Annotated in this window: 16 protein-coding genes and 1 pseudogene; 6 read left to right on the top strand and 11 right to left on the bottom strand. The window is 39.7% G+C overall.

Features of this window, described 5'->3' with window-relative positions; genetic code table 11:
- Positions 1-45: 45 nt before the first annotated feature.
- A pseudogene (locus BC751_RS03150) lies at positions 46-1,557 on the bottom strand (IS1634 family transposase).
- Positions 1,558-1,702: 145 nt separating this feature from the next.
- On the opposite strand from BC751_RS03150, the gene BC751_RS03145 reads away from it, so the two are divergent.
- The 6 genes from BC751_RS03145 to BC751_RS03120 all read left to right on the top strand — a co-directional run bounded on the left by BC751_RS03145 (position 1,703) and on the right by BC751_RS03120 (position 9,536).
- On the top strand, positions 1,703-1,948 hold the full coding sequence (locus tag BC751_RS03145; RefSeq protein ID WP_341272820.1) for a hypothetical protein: 246 nt from the start codon (positions 1,703-1,705) through the stop codon (positions 1,946-1,948).
- 66 nt (positions 1,949-2,014) lie between these two features.
- On the top strand, positions 2,015-3,814 hold the full coding sequence (locus BC751_RS03140) for a DUF748 domain-containing protein (protein WP_130274284.1): 1,800 nt from the start codon (positions 2,015-2,017) through the stop codon (positions 3,812-3,814).
- Positions 3,815-3,923: 109 nt separating this feature from the next.
- A complete protein-coding gene (uvrA, locus tag BC751_RS03135) occupies positions 3,924-6,755 on the top strand; it encodes an excinuclease ABC subunit UvrA (protein ID WP_130274283.1) in 2,832 nt (943 codons plus the stop codon).
- Between the two features lie 90 nt (positions 6,756-6,845).
- Positions 6,846-7,898 (top strand): sensor histidine kinase, encoded by a 1,053-nt coding sequence (locus BC751_RS03130; RefSeq protein WP_130274282.1) that lies wholly within the window; start codon positions 6,846-6,848, stop codon positions 7,896-7,898.
- A gap of 12 nt (positions 7,899-7,910) precedes the next feature.
- A complete protein-coding gene (locus BC751_RS03125; RefSeq protein WP_130274281.1) occupies positions 7,911-8,648 on the top strand; it encodes a LytR/AlgR family response regulator transcription factor in 738 nt (245 codons plus the stop codon).
- A gap of 132 nt (positions 8,649-8,780) precedes the next feature.
- Entirely contained in the window at positions 8,781-9,536 is a 756-nt protein-coding gene (locus tag BC751_RS03120) for a LytR/AlgR family response regulator transcription factor (protein WP_130274280.1), read from the top strand.
- A 77-nt stretch (positions 9,537-9,613) separates the two neighbouring features.
- On the opposite strand, the gene BC751_RS03115 is transcribed toward BC751_RS03120, so the two are convergent.
- The 10 genes from BC751_RS03115 to BC751_RS03070 form a co-directional block, all read right to left on the bottom strand.
- Positions 9,614-9,967: a hypothetical protein gene (locus tag BC751_RS03115; RefSeq protein WP_130274279.1), complete on the bottom strand. Its 354-nt coding sequence runs from the start codon at positions 9,965-9,967 to the stop codon at positions 9,614-9,616.
- 298 nt (positions 9,968-10,265) lie between these two features.
- The gene (locus BC751_RS03110) at positions 10,266-10,589 is read right to left on the bottom strand and encodes a hypothetical protein (RefSeq protein ID WP_130274278.1); all 324 of its coding nucleotides are present in this window, start codon (positions 10,587-10,589) and stop codon (positions 10,266-10,268) included.
- Between the two features lie 164 nt (positions 10,590-10,753).
- Positions 10,754-12,100 carry a PhoH family protein gene (locus BC751_RS03105; RefSeq protein WP_130274277.1) on the bottom strand — a complete coding sequence of 449 codons (1,347 nt, stop codon included), beginning with the start codon at positions 12,098-12,100 and terminating at the stop codon, positions 10,754-10,756.
- Between the two features lie 227 nt (positions 12,101-12,327).
- Positions 12,328-13,578 carry a pyridoxal-dependent decarboxylase gene (locus BC751_RS03100; RefSeq protein ID WP_130274276.1) on the bottom strand — a complete coding sequence of 417 codons (1,251 nt, stop codon included), beginning with the start codon at positions 13,576-13,578 and terminating at the stop codon, positions 12,328-12,330.
- Positions 13,579-13,606: 28 nt separating this feature from the next.
- On the bottom strand, positions 13,607-14,347 hold the full coding sequence (locus BC751_RS03095) for a shikimate dehydrogenase family protein (protein WP_130274275.1): 741 nt from the start codon (positions 14,345-14,347) through the stop codon (positions 13,607-13,609).
- Positions 14,344-15,279 carry a polyprenyl-phosphate transporter gene (locus BC751_RS03090; RefSeq protein ID WP_130274274.1) on the bottom strand — a complete coding sequence of 312 codons (936 nt, stop codon included), beginning with the start codon at positions 15,277-15,279 and terminating at the stop codon, positions 14,344-14,346. Before BC751_RS03090 ends, BC751_RS03095 begins: the two co-directional genes overlap by 4 nt.
- 56 nt (positions 15,280-15,335) lie before the next feature.
- A complete protein-coding gene (locus tag BC751_RS03085; protein WP_130274273.1) occupies positions 15,336-16,106 on the bottom strand; it encodes a phosphosulfolactate synthase in 771 nt (256 codons plus the stop codon).
- Positions 16,107-16,140: 34 nt separating this feature from the next.
- Positions 16,141-17,556, bottom strand: coding sequence for a tetratricopeptide repeat protein (locus tag BC751_RS03080; RefSeq protein ID WP_130274272.1), 1,416 nt, complete (start codon positions 17,554-17,556; stop codon positions 16,141-16,143).
- A 145-nt stretch (positions 17,557-17,701) separates the two neighbouring features.
- Positions 17,702-18,667, bottom strand: coding sequence for an NAD-dependent epimerase/dehydratase family protein (locus tag BC751_RS03075; RefSeq protein ID WP_130274271.1), 966 nt, complete (start codon positions 18,665-18,667; stop codon positions 17,702-17,704).
- Positions 18,664-19,413, bottom strand: a complete 750-nt coding sequence (locus BC751_RS03070; protein WP_130274270.1) for a tyrosine-protein phosphatase — start codon at positions 19,411-19,413, stop codon at positions 18,664-18,666. The genes BC751_RS03075 and BC751_RS03070 overlap by 4 nt, the downstream gene beginning before the upstream one ends.
- Positions 19,414-19,421: the final 8 nt, after the last annotated feature.

Raw genomic sequence — 19,421 nt, 5'->3', positions numbered from 1 at the left:
TGGCTTTTTGCCCTCCTCCTGACTTCGACACTGGGACACCCAAAATCAAAAACCGAACATTTTTGCGAGTTTTTGTTGACTTTCGTTCAAAAATAGGGTCTTTCTCAGCTTTTTACCTGAAGATTTGAGCTGTATTTCAACAGTGTAAATCCCTTTTGCTATTTCTATGGCTTTCTGAGGAGAAAGTTTTGGTCCTTTTTCCAATTACTGCCTTTCCAGTTCCTTAAACACTTTGTAAGCGACGAATGCGATGCTTATATGTGCTTCGATCCTGCGTTGTTTATAATGGAAAACAGGCCTGACTTTGATTTCATTTTTGGTTATCCTGAAGGCCTTTTCTATTTTCCAAAGGTTGTTGTAATTCTCAATGACCTCGTCTTTGTCAAGGTTTGTGTTGGTAATATACCCTTTGAGACCGTCCCATTTCCCATCCTGTTCAAACTTTTCAATATCAAGGGCAATCTTTACCTCCCCTTCCATTTTAAGATACTTGTTATAGCCCCTGTTGTTGATGTGGCTTTTGTTGAGCTTTCCTGATTTTAACTGTTTCTCGAGCTTTTTAAGACCTTTCTCCCTGTTGATCCTGTCTTTTTTGGCTCTTCTGTCTGAATAACTGACAACCATTCTGAGCCCGTCCTCCCAATCCAGCAGCCTGCTCTCGCCGTTTTCAAGTTCAAAAGCCAATATCCTCTCTTTACTTTTATCAGGGGAAGCTTTCAGCCTTGCTCCCAGAATAAACTCGTAACCGTTGTCCCGTAACTCTTTTACATTGCTTTTTGACAGTAAACCTGAATCGGCAACAACAATCGGAGCAGGTAAGCTATACTTCTTTCTAAAAGCTTCTATCACAGGGATCATCGTATGCCCTTCAAACTTGTTTCCCTCAAAAATCTCATAAGCCAGAGGATATCCCTCTAGTCCAACCAGCAGACCCAAAACAATCTGTGGATTTTGATGCTTTCCCTCCTTGGAAAAACCACTCTTTCTAAGATCATCTTCATGATCCACTTCAAAATAAAGCGTAGTAACATCATAGAAAACGATATTGATACTCCCTCCGAGTATTCTCTTGGTATTTTCAAAGCTGATCAGCTGGACCGTTTCCTTATAGTTGTTGTAAAGCTTGTCCATGTACCTGTAAAGGTCCTGAACCTGGAATTCGAGGCCGTGGTAGGTGAGCAGGTAATCACAGGTTTTCAGCTTGCTGGCAGGAAAACAGATCCTGGAATATACCAGCCACCTGAAGATATCATCTTGGATTGCGCTGAACCCAATATCATTGAAAATCCTGTCCAAAAGCAGCTCGGTACCTGAAACAGTGATGTTTTCAACACTTTCCAGAACAGAATCGGCAATCCGTTCTTCATCACTGAAGGGGATTTCAAGTGCTCCTTTATGGTTTTTTATCCATTCCTCCCCAAGAATAAAAAGTCTTTCAACCTCAGATCGATCAGAACTGCTTCCGATCGTTTTTACAACCTTGCTTTTACCTTTGATCTTCTCAATTACCTGAACACTGATCTTGCCACTTTTATTGGGTTTTCTCCGAACAAACATGCCTAAAAGTACAAAAAACCACCCCGGGACACCCAAATTGAGAATCTGAAAATTATAATGATCTATATTTCAATACTTTATGTAAAAATGGGACTGACGACTGTCGAAGTCAGGTGATGAGACCAGCCGCTATATTTTCAGGATTTTGGCCTTCAAGGAAATTTTTGAAAACCCTGAAAAATACGGTTTTGAGCTTAAAAAGAACGATTACTATAGCCTTCCTTTATTCAGGGAACTAAAAGTCAACCAAAGTATTCCAAACCTTGCCCAGTGGGCACTAAGGCATAACAGCAGTTACAAAGAACTGAAAATGCATAATCCCTGGTTACGCTCCACGAAACTTACCGTGGGAAAAAACCAGGATTATTTTATCAAGCTTCCGGTTAAATAATTATCCCTGTTTTCTGTTGAAAAAAGTCCTTATTTTTCAATAACTTAAGTGCATAACTTTGGTGGAATGAAGAAATTTTTAATCTGGCTTTTTGCCCTCCTTGTTGTCCTCTTGTTGGTCTTAAGAGGCATTCCTTTTTTAATCAACAGTTACCTTAATGCCAATGCTGACCGGATTGTGACCAATCTGATTACAAGGGCCAGCTTGTTTGGAGATCATCAGGTTACTTTCGGTCAGATTCTTTTGGATTATGATTACTTTGGGACATACCTGAAAATCAGAGACATTAAGGTTAAGCCATCAGAAGAATTGGATGAGGAGCATATCAGAATGGACTTGACCATCGATCAGTTGGACCTGACTGGGTTTAAATGGTCGGAATTCCTGTTGAGGAATTCCATTTCCGTGGATTCGGCATTGATCAGTAAAATGATCATCATCTCTTCCACGCCTCCTCTTGATTCCCTACAGCAAAGACCGAGGAAACCCAAAAAAGCCAAGTCCAAGGATTATGAATCTTTAAGCGTCAAATATTTTGATTTAAATGACCTTTCCATTGAATTGGTCAATAACCTCTATGATTCTGTTAGGATTTCTCTCCAGGACATGGATCTGAAGGTTCAAGGGTTTCGGTTGACCAAAGATGACATTCAGGATCCCCAGTCTCTTTTTCATGTGGATGTGGTGAAGGGAAGTATTGGGGAAGCAGTTTTCCATTTTGATCAATTCCGACAACATGCATTGGTCAAAGACATCATTTTGGACACGGATAACCAAAGCATGTTTTTTGGTTACATGGGTTTGCTCAACAAGCAGGGCAAATACCAGTATACCTCTCAGTTTGCCGAAAGGCAGTCATGGACTGAAATAGACAATGCCAAATTGGATTTAAGGGGAGTTCACTTCGGAAGTTTTTTCCGGAAAGGCATCATAGAGGTTGATTCCGTTTTTGCAAGTGATATGCGGGTGGAGATTTTTGTGGATAAAAGAAAAGTGGAGGACAGACAGAAGCGCCCTCAGATGGTACATCAGCTTTTCAAGGATTTGGGCCAAGTCATCCATATTGACCATATTTTTGTAAATAATGCCTATTTGAAAATTGAAGAAAGGCCTGATAATAAATCCCCTAGGTCCGGGTTTTTGTATTTCTCGGACATGCAGGTACACATCATCAATTTCTCGAATTTTGTTGAAAGAAGAGGTGAAAATAAACTGTTAAAATTAGAAGCAAGCGGGAAGTTGATGGGGCAGGGAATGTTGAAGGCCCTGGCTCAATATGAATTGGAAAGTGAGAAAGGAGACTTTACCTTGAAGGGCAGTTTAGGGCCGATGGAACTGAAAGCCTTGGATCCTATGATTGAGCCCCAGTCACAGGCCACTGTCAAGTCGGGGAAATTAAACAGTTTGGTGTTTGATATCAAAGGAAACGATTATGATGGCACAGGCCAACTTACTGTTCTTTATGAGAACCTTGAACTTGCCCTGCTCAATCCAAATTTTGAAAGAGATAATAATTTCTTTCGAAAAGTCGGTTCTTTTCTTGCCAATACACTGATCATCAAATCCAACAATCCTAAAAAAAACGGGGAAACCGTCGCAGGTACAGTATATTATATCCGGGATACGCATAAATCCATGTTTGCCTATTGGTGGAAGCTTATTTTTTCGGGACTGAAATCGACTTTGACCGGAGATGATCTGGAAGAGTTAAAAAAGAAAGAGCAGATAAGGCTGGCTGAAACTACCAATTCTTCAAAAACCCTTGTTTCCCAAAAATCTGATGTCAGTAAAACAGCATCTGAACATGAAAAGTCATCCCATAAAGAAAGAAGAGAGGAAAGAAGACAAAATAAAAAAACAGATTAGATTTTTGTGAAACCTTGCCTGCGCTTTGCTGTTTTAATGGTGGATTTCAGATAGGAATCCCTCGGTTTAATTCGTAATTTTGCAGGCTTAAATAATGCAAATCTCCTCCATGTCAGACCTATTATCAGCGCAAAAAGAAGAATACATTGAAATTTTTGGGGCAAGGGAACACAACCTGAAAAATGTAGACCTTTCCATACCAAGAAACAAATTGGTGGTCATTACAGGATTAAGCGGAAGTGGTAAAAGTTCACTTGCTTTTGACACCATCTATGCGGAGGGGCAACGTAGGTATATGGAAAGTTTTTCGGCCTATGCGAGGTCTTTCTTAGGAGGGATGGAGCGGCCTGACGTGGATAAGATAAACGGTCTTTCTCCGGTTATTTCCATTGAGCAGAAAACCACCTCGAAAAATCCAAGATCAACAGTAGGAACAGTTACTGAAATTTATGACTTCATGAGGCTTCTTTATGCGAGGGCTGGTGAGGCCTATTCCTATCTGTCCGGGCATAAAATGATCAGGCAGACAGAAGATCAGATCATAGAACAGCTTTTTGAAAAATTCAGGAACAAAAAACTGTACATCTTAGCGCCTATAGTTAAAGGTAGAAAAGGGCATTATAGGGAGCTTTTTGAGCAGATCCGAAAGATGGGTTTCTCAAAAGTCAGAGTGGACGGCGTGGTGATGGAGGTGGTGCCCAAGATGCAGTTGGACCGCTACAAGATCCATGACATTGAAATTGTAGTAGACCGGATTGTAGCAGACGAGGAGGACAGATATAGAATCAGTCAATCCCTAAAAACGGCGCTTCAACATGGCAAAGGAGTCATTATGTTAAGGGATGAAGAGGGGAATATCCACCATTTTTCAAAATATTTGATGGATCCCACGACAGGCCTTTCCTATGATGAACCTGCACCTAATACGTTTTCTTTTAATAGCCCTTATGGTGCCTGTCCAACCTGCAGTGGTCTTGGAGTGATTGAAGAAATCACCAAAGAAAGCATTATCCCTGACCCCACTTTGAGTATTACAAGGGGAGGCATAGCGCCGCTTGGAGAGTACAGGGATATTTGGATTTTTAAGAAAATTGAGGCTATACTGAAGCATTATAAATGCAGCATCAGTACGCCCATAGAAAATCTTCCAGATGAGGTGGTAGATATATTGCTTTATGGTGATAAAGTGGAGGTAGCCGTGGATTCAGTCAAATATCCCGGAACGCAGTGGCATACTACTTTTGAAGGGATTGTCAATTTCCTTCAAAAGCAGCAAGAAGGCGGGTCTGACAAAATCCAGGATTGGGTAAGTGAGTTTACAAGTACCAAGGTCTGCCCTGATTGCGAAGGATACCGGCTCAAAAAAGAAGCCTTACACTTCAAAATCGACAATATGCATATTGGTCAATTGGCGATGATGGATATTGCTTCGTTGGGAGTTTGGTTTGAAGGGCTGGAAGACAGAATCAATGAAAGACAGCAGATTATTGCCAGGGAAGTACTTAAAGAAATCAGGAAGCGTATCGGTTTTTTGTTGGATATAGGGTTGGATTATCTTTCGCTTAACCGACCTTTGAAAACACTTTCAGGGGGAGAGGCCCAAAGGATAAGGTTGGCCACCCAAATAGGCACACAGCTGGTGGGGGTACTTTATATTCTAGATGAACCCAGTATTGGCTTGCATCAAAGAGACAATGTCAAATTGATCAAAGCATTACAAGATTTACGGGATTTAGGAAATTCTGTATTGGTAGTTGAACACGATAAGGATATGATGATGGAGGCGGATTACGTGGTGGATATAGGTCCTGGTGCCGGGAGGCATGGAGGTCAGATCGTGGCAGCAGGTACCCCGCAACAGATACTTCAGAAAGGCAGTACCACCGCCCAATACCTTTCAGGAAAGTTAAAAATCCAGGTTCCCAAAGAAAGAAGGAAGGGAAGTGGGGATTTTATTGAGCTTAAAGGGGCTTCCGGACATAACCTTAAAAATGTGGACCTGAGATTACCGTTGGGGAAAATGATCTGTGTGACCGGTGTATCAGGATCTGGAAAAAGTTCACTGATCCATGAAACATTGTTTCCATTGCTCAATCAGCATTTTTACAGATCAAAACGGGAGCCACTACCTTATGGATCGATTGATGGGCTTAAACACCTGGACAAGGTGATTGAGGTAGATCAGTCTCCGATTGGAAGGACGCCAAGGTCGAATCCAGCGACTTATACGGGGGTATTTACTGATATCCGGGCATTATTTACAGAACTTCCCGAGGCAAAAATCAGGGGTTATAAAGCTGGGAGGTTCAGCTTCAATGTGAAAGGAGGCCGCTGTGAAGACTGTGAAGGGGCAGGTATGAAGTTGATTGAAATGGATTTTCTTCCGGATGTTCATATCCCTTGCGAGACCTGTAAAGGCAAGCGCTATAATAGGGAAACGCTTGAGGTCCGGTTCAAGGGGAAATCCATTTCGGATGTTCTGGATATGACTGTAGAGCAAGCAGTAGAGTTTTTTGAAAACCAACCCAAAATTCTCAGAAAAATACAGACCTTAAATGATGTGGGGCTTGGCTACATTACTTTAGGCCAGCATGCTACTACCTTGTCAGGAGGAGAAGCTCAGAGGGTCAAGTTGGCGACAGAACTTTCCAAAAAGGATACCGGAAAGACATTTTATATCCTGGATGAACCTACGACAGGTTTACATTTTCAGGATATTGAACATCTATTGGGGGTATTGAATAAATTGGTCGATAAGGGTAATACGGTTTTGATTATTGAGCATAATCTGGATATTATTAAAGTGGCAGACCATATTATCGACCTGGGGCCAGAGGGAGGAGATAAAGGAGGACAAATTATCGCAGAAGGAACTCCGGAAGAAGTAGCAAATCATCGTAGCAGCCATACTGCCAAATTTTTAAAACTGGAATTGGTTTAAGCACTTAGAATGACCTACCATTGCAGAAATATTGCCCTGCTGTAAAAATTTGGAGGCATTATTATTGCCTTGATTATATTTGGATCAGGCATGAATAGGATTCGTTTATATTGGAGTTTGCAGATTTTGGGCTGGTCAAGCTATGCATTGATCAACCTTTTTTTTGTGTCTCTTGACAGAGGGATTTCCTCGGTGCAGGTAGGCGCTTTTACCTCTTTGGCGGCATTTTACCTGATTTCAACCCATCTATTTCGAAACATTGTCAAAAAATATGGTTGGTTGAACCTGTCTTTCAGCAGTTTGGTGCTCAATACCCTTATTGGTCTGGCTTTGTTGAGTGTACTCAACATGATTGCTCAGATCTTGATCAACCTGATCTTTGATACATTGGATCCGGAAGTGGATTTCCGTCCGGTAGTGATATCGGTAAATATTTTTGTGAGTTTTCTTTTTTATTCTCTGTGGTCGATGTTGTATTTCCTTTTCCATTTTTTGGACAATTACAACCAGAGTTTGAAATATCAGGCAAAGATCAATGAGATCCAGCTCAATCACCTCAAGAGTCAATTGAACCCACATTTTATCTTCAATGCACTGAATTCTGTTCGTGCATTGGTTGATGAAGACCCCAAAAAGGCTAAATTGGCCATTACCCAGCTTTCCAATATCCTCCGTTTTTCTTTGATGATGGACAAGAAAAGGACGATTGATTTTGAGGACGAGATCAATACTGTCAAGGATTATCTTAATTTGGAGTCCATCCGATTTGAAGAAAGGTTGACCGTAAAATATAATATTGAACCCGCAGCATATGATTTCAAGGTTCCCCCAATGATGCTACAGACGATTGTGGAAAATGCCATCAAACACGGGATATCTAACCGGGTTAAAGGTGGCCTGATAGAAATCAAATGTTATGAGGGGATCACAGATCACCTGGTAATTCAAGTTAAAAACAGTGGTCAGCTTAAGTCCAATGCATTCATTAAAAAGCGTGATGGTGAAGGCCATGGAATCAGCAACACCATTCAACGCTTAAAATTAATTTATGGCAACAGGTCGTCCTTCAAAATCTATAATTCAGGGGATGAATTTGTAATAACAGAAATAAAAATTCCAAAACAAAGCCTTACATTAGGTTAAAATTCCAACAAAATGAGAGCATTAGTAATCGATGATGAACGATTGGCCAGAAAAGAGCTGATCAACCTTCTTTCCCAATTTGACCAAGTAGAAGTTGTTGGTGAAGCCAACAACGTAGATGATGCGAAAGAAAAAATCGAATCCCTTTCACCGGATGTTGTGTTTTTGGATATTCAGATGCCGGAAAAAACGGGCTTTGACCTTCTGGAAGAATTGGACAATGTTCCCCATGTGATTTTCACCACAGCCTATGATGAATATGCCCTAAAAGCATTCCAAGTCAATGCTTTGGATTATTTATTGAAGCCAGTGGAGCAAAAGAGACTTGGGGAAGCCATTGAAAGACTACAGAAAAAACTCAGTGAAAGTTCGGAAAGACAGGGTGAGGCAACAGCCGCCCATCTAAACAAGAAACTGACATTGGATGACCAGGTTTTTGTAAAAGATGGAGACAGATGCTGGTTTGTCAAGCTTTCTAATGTAAGGCTCTTTGAATCTGATGGAAATTACATTAAGGTTTATTTTGATAACAATAAACCCATGATCCATAAGTCATTGAATGCCCTGGATGAGCGTCTGGATGAAAAATCGTTCTTTAGAGCAAGTAGAAAACACATCATCAACCTGAGCTGGGTAGAGGCAATAGAGCCTTGGTTTAATGGTGGTCTTGTGGTTACCTTAAAAGGGGGAGATAGGATTGAGGTCAGCAGAAGACAGGCAGCACGGTTCAAAGATATGATGAGTCTATAAATTAGCAGAATAGTTCAACGCAAAGAAAAATAAAATGCATTTATTTGATTGTAAAAGTTAAATTTTGTAAATAGCCCTTTGTTAGGTCATTTATAAAGCTTTTATATTTTACTGTTTCCCAAAAAATAATCTATGAAAGAGGAAAGAATTCTTATCGTTGAAGACGATGTTAACATTGCAGAGAACATTGAGGAGATTTTAGAACTTTTAGGATATGTTAATATTGATATTGCCAATTCTGCCAATCAGGCTATAAAAATCATCAAAAAATACAAGCCCGATTTGGTGTTTATGGACATCAAACTTAAGGGTGATAAGGATGGTATTGAGCTTGGAGAAATCATCAAACAGATGATAGAGGTGCCCTTGGTATATGTAACCTCTTACAGTGATCCAACCATCATCGAAAGAGCTAAAAGAATCAATCCTGCGGGTTTTATAGTAAAACCTTTCAATACCAACGACATCCATGCAATAGTTGAAATCGTACTGTATAACAAAAGGACCAAACCAAGTATTGAGGCTCTTGCTACCAAAGCCAAGGATGATAGCCCTTATTTGGTGACTGATGCTGTATTTATCAAGGCGGACAATGCTTACGAAAGGGTTCCCTATAAGGACATCTACTATGTGGAAGCCAATGGTAATATGGTTACCATTTATACAAAAGGCAGGAACTTTACCATCAGGAAGTCTATGAAAGATATGGAAGACAAGTTGCCTTCCCATCTTTTCTTAAGGGTGCAGAAGTCTTTTATAGTGCAGCTGGGACAGATTGAAAGTTTCAATACAAAAGACATTACTTTGATGTCCGGTGCGGTAGTTCAGGTAGGGAGACAGTATTACAACAGCTTCCTTGCCAAACTCAATACTATTACTGAAAGTTAAAAAGACACAAAAAGAAAAAGGTGAGCAAAACTCACCTTTTTTCTTTTTCAAAAAACCAAACAATCAACTAAACTGCTTTACAAAAGGTAGAATTCATGTTTTCCTGATGCAGTAATAAACTCGCCCTTTTCAAAAAAATCTTTGAATTTAGACTCTAAAACTGATTTTTCACCATAAAACTCAGCAATCACTTCTCCATATTTGTTGATAAAAGTGATGGTAGGTTCGGTTTTTACTTTGGAAAAATCGATTTCTAGTTGTGGTAAAATCTCTTCCTGTACAGTTTCTTTGCTTTCATACAATTCCATTGGAATTACCTCGTTGATGCTATCAACTTTCGCCTCCGCTTTCGCGCTCCACAAGATTGTCAATGCCATGATTAGTCCTAAAAAAGCACAGACATTTTTTTGAGTTAAAATAGTTGGTTTCATTTTCTTTGTTTTTTTGTTCTTTTCATTCCCGAGCATTGCTGCTATGACTTGTATATGCCAAATTTCATCCCAAATTCATAAATGCCTTAAAATCAATCAAATAGAATATTTTTACTTTCTTTACCTGTACGTTATCGTACACAGATATTTTGTTTTTAATACATTTTTTATGATGATTTCTTTGAAGAAATAGTTGCAAAGCTTTTCAGAATAGTATGAAAAAAACCGATAGAATTCGGAAGATTCTATCGGCTTTGCTATAGTTAGTTATTGCTTTCGGATAATTATTTTCCCAAATTTAGTCCATCAGATAAAAATAATGGTTTCCGTGATTCAAGATAAACTTAGACTTTTCGAATGTTTCTAAGAATTTTGATTCAATTTCCTCTTTTGCTCCATAAAACTGAGCGATTATTTCTCCATATTTATTAATGATTGTAACTGAAGGAGAGGTTTTTAGCTCCTGAAGTTCAAGTACGAGTTCGGGAAGTGCTTCATCTTCCACTCTAAGATTTTCGGAAACTTCTTTTGAAGCCAAAACTTGAGAAGACATCAGCATAAGAACTACCACGAACGCTACGTTCGCGTATTTTTTTACTTGGATTGAAAGAAACTTTTTCATACTCATTTATCCTTTTTTTATCGTTTATCCATTAAATAATTATGCTGTTTTTTCAGCATTCGAATAACAGGTACGGCGTAAGAAAAAGAAGGTTTCAAAAACAATCAATAAAAATCCGATAGATTTTTAAAATAATCTATCGGATACCTAAAAATATCACTGATTTACAGAAGATCGTTCGCCAAATTGGCCAGTTCAGATCTTTCGCCTTTTTCCAGTTTTATATGTGAATAGAGTGGATGGTCCTTGACCCGATCAATAAGATAAGACAGACCATTACTTTGGCTGTCCAGATAGGGGGTGTCAATTTGGAAGATATCACCAGTGAATACAATTTTGGTATTTTCCCCAGCCCTGCTGATTATGGTTTTGATTTCATGGGGGGTTAGGTTTTGTGCTTCATCCACTATAAAAAAGATGTTGGACAGGGATCTCCCTCTGATATAAGCCAAGGGCTGAATGACAAGTTTTTCTTGGTTTACCAATTCGGTGATTTTTTGATATTCTTTATCAGATTCTTTAAATTGGTTCTGAATGAATTTTAAATTGTCCCAAAGAGGTTCCATGTAGGGATTTAACTTGGATTTGATATCCCCTGGAAGGTAGCCTATGTCTTTATTGCTCAGAGGTACAATTGGCCTGGCAAGATAAATTTGTTTGAAATCCCTTCTTTGTTCCAAAGCACCTGCCAACGCCAAAAGGGTTTTACCTGTTCCTGCTACCCCTTGTATTGAAACAAGCTTGACTCTTGGGTTGAGGATGGCATGAAGTGCAAAAGTCTGTTCAGCATTTTTAGGTTTGATATTGTAAGCCAATTTTTTATCAACCCTCTCTAAGGTATTTTCCTCTGAATTGTAATAGGCAAGGACTGAATTTTTATCACTCTTTAAGATGTAGTAAGCATTCGCTTTTCTTTTCCTGTTGCCAAGTACTTTTTTTGCTTCGACAGCATGGTTTTCATATAATTGGTTGATGATCAGTGGATCCAGGTCATCAAGTATATATTTACCTGTATTCTCAATTTCGGTGATGTTTTTGATTTTGCCGGTTTCATAGTCCTCAGCATAGATGTCCAGGGATTTTGCTTTCAACCTCAAGTTGATGTCCTTACTGACAAGAATTACTTTTCGGTTTTTTTCTGTTTGCTTCAGGTGTAGCGCAGCATTCAGAATTTTATGGTCATTTTTCTCTTCCCCGAAAATAATATTTGCATTGATGTTATTGTCGGGGTTCATGAGGACCCGGAAGTTGCCTTTGGTTTTTCCGTTCAGGGGTGTCCAATTGTGGATCATTTTATCCTTGGCTAGATTGTCCAATAATCGGATAAATTCTCTGGCTTCGAAATTTTTGGTATCATTTCCCTTTTTGAACTGATCGAGCTCTTCCAATACAGTAATCGGGATGACCACATCATGTTCGGCAAAATTCATGATGGAATTGTGCTCATAAAGGATAACAGATGTATCCAGCACAAAGATTTTGCGGTCTTTATCGGATTTAGCTCTTGGCATAAACAATAAAATTTTAGTGGTTATTAGTTAGGAATAAGTTAGAAAAATAAAATTTAGATTGCCATTTTATTAAGGGAAATTCCGGAAAATTAATAATGCTCCAATCTTATCCAGTTGAATATCAGTTTTATAAAAGTTGAATTTCTGTGCTTACCTACTACTGCTTTCCTAAAAAAGACAAAGACCACTTTTTCAAAAGTGGTCTTTGAATGTATGACTGATATGATTTATTTCAGTTGATTGACTTCTCCTTCCAACTCCATCAGGAATGCATCGATGGTACCCTGTTTGACATGGGGCATCACGACAATTTTGAACCATTCAGGTTCAAATTCATAAGAATTGGCTACCAGATAATATTTATAGGCAAGTTCTTTACTGATGTACTTGGCCTTGATCGCAATAATATTCAGATAAGGATTCCTGAAATATTCTACTCCCATACCTTCCAGTTTTTTACAGATTCTTTCTGTTTTGTCACAGAGTGTTTCCATTTTATACTTCCAGCCTTCAGAACCATGAACCTGTAAAATCATCCACATGGAAATGGCATTGGCCCCAGACCTGCTGCCACTGATGGTGTAATCCTTTCCAGGGATATATTGGGCTTCATCCGTTTTTACATACTCAATAAATCCCTTCCTGATCAGAAACAGGCCTGTTCCATAGGGTGTTTGTAGCATTTTATGTCCATCAGCAGTGATGGAGTTCATGTAGGGATTTTGAAAAGTAAAGCGGCTGGTCGGATTGGTAAAGGGATAGATAAATCCTCCATAAGCTGCATCCACATGGATTTTGAAGGGGGTATTCATGTTTGTAAAAAAGTCACCCAACATGTCAATATCATCCACGGAACCAAACATGGTAGTGGAAAGATTGGCGATTACGATAAAATATTTGATGCCACTTGACATCGCTGCCTTAATTTTACTTTCCAAGGAATCTTTTTTGATCTCCCTTGTATCAGGATCTACCTCCAGTATGATACTGGTAAGGTTCAGAATATTGGCACCTTTGGGCATGGAATAATGAGAATCCTGAGAATAAACCAGTCCTATTTCCCCCAAACGCGCCCCATATTCTTTTTTGAAATAATTTCGGTAAATCCACATGGCCTGTATATTGGCCTCAGTACCTCCAGTGGCTACATAGCCATCCTGTCCATCGGGGTCTCCATTAAAAATTTCCTCAGCCACGAGTTTGATCAATTCCTTTTCGATTTTTTGGGTGCCTTCAAAAACCTCAAGGACCGATTTGTCACTCAGGGTGTGGACCCCAATATGGTTGGGATTCCGGACCATGGCTGACATATATGGAGCGTCCTTTAGAAAAGGCGCATCGGGATAAAATTCTGTGGTGTCCAGGTAGGTCCCAGGTATGCCCAAAATAGGACGATCGCCCCTGTAATCCAGGTTTTGATCCAGGGCTTTGAAAACATATTCTTTGATCTGTTCGTGTGATTTTTTCTTCCAGTACATGATAATTAATGAATAAATGGTTAAGAAATTAATTCCAAATTTTCCAGGCAGCCTCTGCCTGTAGGATCAACATTTCTAAGCCATTTTTCACTATTGCCCCCCTGGCTTCCAATGAACGCATCAGGAAAGTTTTTTCCGGGTTGTACACCAGGTCATATACTTTGTGTTTTCGTGTAATAAATTCCGGATTGATTTCCGGCATTTCTTCCGTTTTTGGGAAGGTACCCAAAGGAGTGGTATTGATAATCAAATGGTGGTTTTCCAGAAAAGAGGCATCTGCATTCAGGTCTTCATAGCTGATGCAGGAAATATCTGAAGAGGGACTTCTTGAAACCATGGTATAAGAAATTCCCAGATCCTGGAGCGCCTGAACAACTGCCTTGGATGCACCGCCTGTTCCTAGCACCAATGCTTTGGGTTTTTCACCTTTAAGCCAGTTTTCTAAAGAGATTTTAAAACCTATGTAATCCGTATTAAAGCCTTTTAACCTGCCCTTTCTGATCTGTATACAATTTACGGCACCTATTTTTTCACAGGCTGTATCTAATTCGTGAAGATATGGGATAATTTTTTGCTTATAAGGTATGGTCACACTTAAGCCCTCGAGCTCGGGATTGTGCTGAAGAAGATCTGGAAAAAGGGAGATATCCTCTATTTCGTAGAGGTCAAAACTGCAGTCGCGGATTCCCTCTTTTTCGAATTTTTCGGTAAAATACTTTTTCGAAAAAGAATGGCCAAGTGGATATCCTATCAGTCCGAATTTCCTCATTTTCTGTTTATATAATAAGCTGTCCGCTCTATACCCAATACCAGGAATACACCAAAAGAAAATGCTAAAGCAGCATATAAGATAAGTGATTCCTGACCTGTTACCTCCAGATAGTGATGTGGCAGGACATTTTCTGTAATAAAGGGCTGTTGAAGTCCTTTGGAATTTAGCCTGTAGGAGATGACCTGTTTCCAAGGCCAAAGTTTATTGATAGATCCAAGCATAAAACCAGATAACAGCCCAATAGTAACAGCATGAAAATTTTTCAATAACCATGAGATCAGCCGGCTAAAAGAAAGTAGTCCTATGATGCATCCTAAAGCAAATAGCCCAAGCGTGATAAGGTCTTTTTGGTTTACTGCCTGAAGGACCCTTTCATATTGGCCCAAGATCAAAAGTAGAAAGCTACCGGAAATTCCGGGAAGAATCATGGCACAAATGGCAATGGCACCTGCCACAAATACAAACCAAAGTGCATCCGGAGAACCTATTGGCGGTAATCCAGTAATCAGGTATGCGGATACAGTTCCCAGAATGATGGCAAGGATTACCCCCCAGTTCCACCTCTTAATATCCCTCAAAATTATCAAAGCGGATATGACAATGAGTCCACTGAAAAAAGACCATAATGGTATGGGATGTTCTTCCATCAGGTAAGAAATGATTTTAGAAAGTGTAAATATACTGGTAAGGATGCCCGCTAAGAGGGTTAATAGAAACCTGCCATTGATATGTTTCCAAAAAGCTTTGATTTCCAAGTTTTTCAACAAGCTTAAAGCTTTGCCGTCAATAGATTTGATACTGTCCAAAAGCTTTTCATAAATTCCGGTAATCAATGCAATGGAACCACCGGAAACACCGGGAACCAAATCGGCAGCCCCCATGGACATACCTTTTAAAAAAAGCAAAATATAATCTTTTAACTGGTACATTCGGTCAAATAAAAAAGACTGCCAGGAGATTTCCTGACAGCCTAAGTTTCATAATATTACAAAGGATGGTCTCCTAAGAAATGGTCAAAGGTATCTCCTCTTAAGCCAAGTCTTATGGTTTCCAATGGGATGAGCTCATTAGGAGCAATGTTGCCCAAGTTGACATTGGCTCCCAATAGCTTGACAAACCAGACCTGTTGTTCTTTCTGCGGTGCTTCCCAAATTATTTTTTCTTCGGGTATTTTGGTGAGGATTTCCTCTACCAAGCCTTGTCGGACTTCACCTGAATCACGGAACAGCCCCACAGTGCCCCCTTCTCTTGCTTCGCCAATCACTTTCCAGGAACCCGCGTCAAGTTCTTTCTGCATTTGCTCTATCCACTTATAAGGAGGGATAATTTTGGCGGCATCTTTTGAACCTACTTCGGACAAGACTGTCACATCCTGAGAAAGTATACGGATATACTCACATTTTTTATCATGGGGCATGCTTATGGATCCATCGGAAACTTCTGCAAAACCCAGATCATATTTCTCCAACACCCTTCTGTAATCATCGAACTGATCTCTGATGACAAACGCCTCGAAAAGTGTGCCTCCAAAATAAACAGGGATACCTGCATCTCTATACACCTGGATTTTTTCTGCAAGATTTTTGGTAAGATAGGAGGTGGCCCATCCCAATTTTACAATATCAACGTAATCGCTGTTGGCACTTAGAAAATTTTCAACTTCCCTGATACTCAGACCCTTGTCCATCACCATAGTAAAGCCTGTAACACGTGGCTTTTCAGTACGTATCGGGAGATTCTTAAGAACGTAATTCATTCTGCTGGAATTTCGGATTGGTTAACCATTTAACTCAAGAAGACGAAGAATCTTCTCTGAATTGCGCTATAATTTTAAATATTGCCTTTTGTTGTTTGATTTCAGGCATCAGATCAAATAAAATTACATGCTTTTCGAAGTCCAAAGTTAATGCATTTTCCAAATAAGTAAAGGCTTCTTTGTATTTGCCAGTTTTTAGGAGATATACGACCATTCTATAATAAAGCTCCGCTTCCTCCGGTAATTCTTCGATGCCTTCTTTCATCACATCGATGGTTTCCTCAAAACGGTTTTGATCAAAATAGATGATAGAAAGATTCACATAGGTTTCCATGATGCCGGGCTCAAGGTTGATGGCTTCTTCATAGGCTTCGGCACTAGCCTGTAAATTGCCCAAATGGTATTCTGCATCAGCAAGACCTACCCAGTAGTTTGGGTTTTCCCCGGTCAGTTTGATGGCTTTTTTGAAGTAGTGGATGGCTTCAAAATATTTTTCTTTTTTGAGCATGCACATCCCAAGCCCAAACCAGGCATCGTCATATTCAGGATCCAGTTTGGCCGACTTTTTAAAATATTTGAAAGCCATGTCAATCTGGTCCAATTTTTCATAGGCCGCACCCAGATAGCAACAGTTCTCTGCATTGGCCCCTTCGCAGTTTATGGTGTTTTGATAAGCTTCCAGGGCCAGATCAAACTGCTGGGTATTCATATAAGCATTACCCAAATTGAAGTAAGCAGAAGCAAAAGCATCATCAATGATCAGGGCATAATCATAGGCCTTGATCGCATCTTCGTACCTGCCCAATCTGTTGTATACAACACCCAAATTATACCAAGCCCCTGCACTGTAGGGATCTTGGTCGATAAACTCCTGATAGAATTGCAGTATTTCATGAAAGGATCCGTCTTCTTCAGTGATCATGGCCAACTGAAAAAGGGCATCTTCATGGTTTATCCTGATTTTGACGCATTCTTTGTAATGGTGGATCGCTTTGTTGGTGTCATTTTCTGCCCTGAACAAATTACCCAGCATGTAATGCACCTCGGCCTTATCCTCCGCCAAAGGAAGAAAGTCTTCCAACATTTGAATGGCTTCTTTAGCGCTATCAGCCATCATCAGCGCATTGGCATATGCTAAAATAATGTCTTCGTTGTTTGGGGAGAGGTTGTTTATATTTTCCAAAATATCCAAGCCTTCATCCAATTCATCATTGAAAATCAGGCAGTTGGCTTTTAGAAGTTTAATTTCTATGCTGTAAGGAAATTTTCCGAGCGCATGTTCTGCTGCTTTAAGGGCTTTGACAAATTTCTGTTGGTCAAAGTAGTACCGGATAATGTTCTCAAATTCTTCCTCTTCGAAGTACAAATCCAGATTGGATTTCATGGAGTTTTCAAATCTTTCTACTAACTCTTTGTCTTCTTCCCATTCGTTTTCAAAGTCTCCGGTCATCGGCTTCAGTTTTGTTTATTTAAGATACCAAATAAATCGGCGTCTTAAAATTCCAATTCAATAATTTTTTTAAGGATGGTGATTTTGGGTGTTTAAATTTGGGTATTTCCAATTGATTACATCACTCAAACAAAACGAGATTGTTTCAATTTTCGTTCGATTTTGCCCAATTCAGTGTTTCAGAAAGTGGGGTATATTTGAATTTTAAAATGCTGTCCACCTTGCTGTTATCCATGACTACTTCCAATTGGGCGAGCATGGCTGTCTGTTTGTTGAGTGGGCTTTTGCTCAAGCCTAACTTTTTACCAAGCCAGGTAAAAATCAAAGCAAAATTGAGCATCCAGTCTTTCACTTCTTTGGAGGGTACCTTTTTGCCAAAAGATTGCGCCATTACTTCAAAAAACTTTTGATAGCTTATGCCCTCCTTGTTCAGAATAAAACCTTCATTCCAAAGTTCTTTTTGATAAAGCTGATAGACAATTTCCGTCGCATCTCTGACATCTATGTAATTTACCGTTCCTTTGGGAAAATAGCTGTTCTCCTCCAGCACATAATTGTAAATCTGAGTACTACTTCTCTGGTCTGAAATTTTTCCCAATAATACGCTGGGATAAACTACCATGGCCTTCAGCCCTTCTTGAACTCCTCTCCACACTTCCAGTTCAGCATGGTGTTTGGATATGGCATAGGGCGTATTTAGATCAGATTCCGACCATTTGTGGGTCTCATCTATTGTGTTCAATTCCGGGCTTCTTCCCAATGCAGCCACCGAGGATATATGGATGATGTTATTTACCCCAGATGACAACATGCCATTGATGAGATTTTGTGTTCCTCTGGCATTGATCTGCATCAGTAGGTCTTTGTCTTCGGATCGGAAAGAAACCATGCCTGCCGAATGAATGACCAAATCTTTTCCGGCTAGCGCTTCTTCTAAAGATATTTCATCCAAGAGATCACCTTCAATCCAGTGGATCTTTTCTGAAAGCTTTCCCAAGAGCCTTTTATCACTTGTGGGTCTGGCCAAAGCATAAATTTCTCCGAGTGAAGCAAATTTCTTGGCAAGATGGCTTCCAAATAAACCTGTAGCACCTGTTATTAATATTTTCATAGCTTTTGATTGAGCAGATCCAATTCCTGGATTTTCTCAAAATATTTGGATTGGGGAAGGGTTTCCAACATGTCAAGATAACGCTGGTTATGACAATCGGTCCCAAAAAGTTTTACTTTTTTTTCATCAATAAGCATTTCAGCAAAATGCTTCGTTGGTTTGGAATAAAACCCTGTCAATGATAAGAGATTGATCTGAAAATAAACATCTCGGTTCAACAGGTCTTCCAACAGATCCGGATCCTTGATGAGGTAATGGTAACGCTCCGGATGGGCCAAAACGGGTTTGTAACCGTTCATTTCCATTGCAAAAAAAATCTCCAATAAAATTTGAGGCTTATTCATAAACCCTGTTTCCACCAACACATAGTTGTCTTTGATGGTCAATAACTCCTGTCCAGCTTCTACTTTTTCCAGAAAAATCTCATCCAAATAGTATTCGGCTGCGGCATCTACCTGAATATCGAGTTCCTCTTTTTGAAGGGCAAGGCGTACATCTTCCAGTCCCAAACGTATAATTTCAGGTGTATTCCTGTAATATTCCGTCATGACATGGGGGGTAGTGATGATTTTCCGTAGGCCGTAATCTTTTAATCTTTTGATAAGGACAACGGATTCCTCCAAGGTCTTTGCTCCATCATCTATGCCTGGAATCAGATGGGAATGCATATCCACTTCCAGCCACTTAAGACTGAAATTTCCAACCTCCTCTTTCTTTTGTGATTTGAATATGTCTAATAATCCCATTTCCCGAT

Source organism: Cecembia calidifontis (assembly GCF_004216715.1).
In the GTDB taxonomy this organism is placed as follows: domain Bacteria; phylum Bacteroidota; class Bacteroidia; order Cytophagales; family Cyclobacteriaceae; genus Cecembia_A; species Cecembia_A calidifontis.
The sequence above is the reverse complement of the archived record's forward strand: the minus strand, read 5'-3'. Positions and strand labels throughout refer to the sequence as shown.

Bases quoted from the DNA above. Each gene is read 5' to 3' on its own strand.
- BC751_RS03100 (WP_130274276.1), bottom strand. From the start codon at position 13,578: ATGTACTGGAAGAAAAAATCACACGAACAGATCAAAGAATATGTTTTC.
- BC751_RS03085 (WP_130274273.1), bottom strand. From the start codon at position 16,106: ATGAATTACGTTCTTAAGAATCTCCCGATACGTACTGAAAAGCCACGT.
- BC751_RS03140 (WP_130274284.1), top strand. From the start codon at position 2,015: ATGAAGAAATTTTTAATCTGGCTTTTTGCCCTCCTTGTTGTCCTCTTG.
- BC751_RS03115 (WP_130274279.1), bottom strand. From the start codon at position 9,967: ATGAAACCAACTATTTTAACTCAAAAAAATGTCTGTGCTTTTTTAGGA.
- BC751_RS03090 (WP_130274274.1), bottom strand. From the start codon at position 15,279: ATGTACCAGTTAAAAGATTATATTTTGCTTTTTTTAAAAGGTATGTCC.
- BC751_RS03110 (WP_130274278.1), bottom strand. From the start codon at position 10,589: ATGAAAAAGTTTCTTTCAATCCAAGTAAAAAAATACGCGAACGTAGCG.
- BC751_RS03070 (WP_130274270.1), bottom strand. From the start codon at position 19,413: ATGGGATTATTAGACATATTCAAATCACAAAAGAAAGAGGAGGTTGGA.
- BC751_RS03075 (WP_130274271.1), bottom strand. From the start codon at position 18,667: ATGAAAATATTAATAACAGGTGCTACAGGTTTATTTGGAAGCCATCTT.
- BC751_RS03120 (WP_130274280.1), top strand. From the start codon at position 8,781: ATGAAAGAGGAAAGAATTCTTATCGTTGAAGACGATGTTAACATTGCA.
- BC751_RS03080 (WP_130274272.1), bottom strand. From the start codon at position 17,556: ATGACCGGAGACTTTGAAAACGAATGGGAAGAAGACAAAGAGTTAGTA.
- BC751_RS03125 (WP_130274281.1), top strand. From the start codon at position 7,911: ATGAGAGCATTAGTAATCGATGATGAACGATTGGCCAGAAAAGAGCTG.
- uvrA (WP_130274283.1), top strand. From the start codon at position 3,924: ATGTCAGACCTATTATCAGCGCAAAAAGAAGAATACATTGAAATTTTT.
- BC751_RS03095 (WP_130274275.1), bottom strand. From the start codon at position 14,347: ATGAGGAAATTCGGACTGATAGGATATCCACTTGGCCATTCTTTTTCG.
- BC751_RS03105 (WP_130274277.1), bottom strand. From the start codon at position 12,100: ATGCCAAGAGCTAAATCCGATAAAGACCGCAAAATCTTTGTGCTGGAT.
- BC751_RS03130 (WP_130274282.1), top strand. From the start codon at position 6,846: ATGAATAGGATTCGTTTATATTGGAGTTTGCAGATTTTGGGCTGGTCA.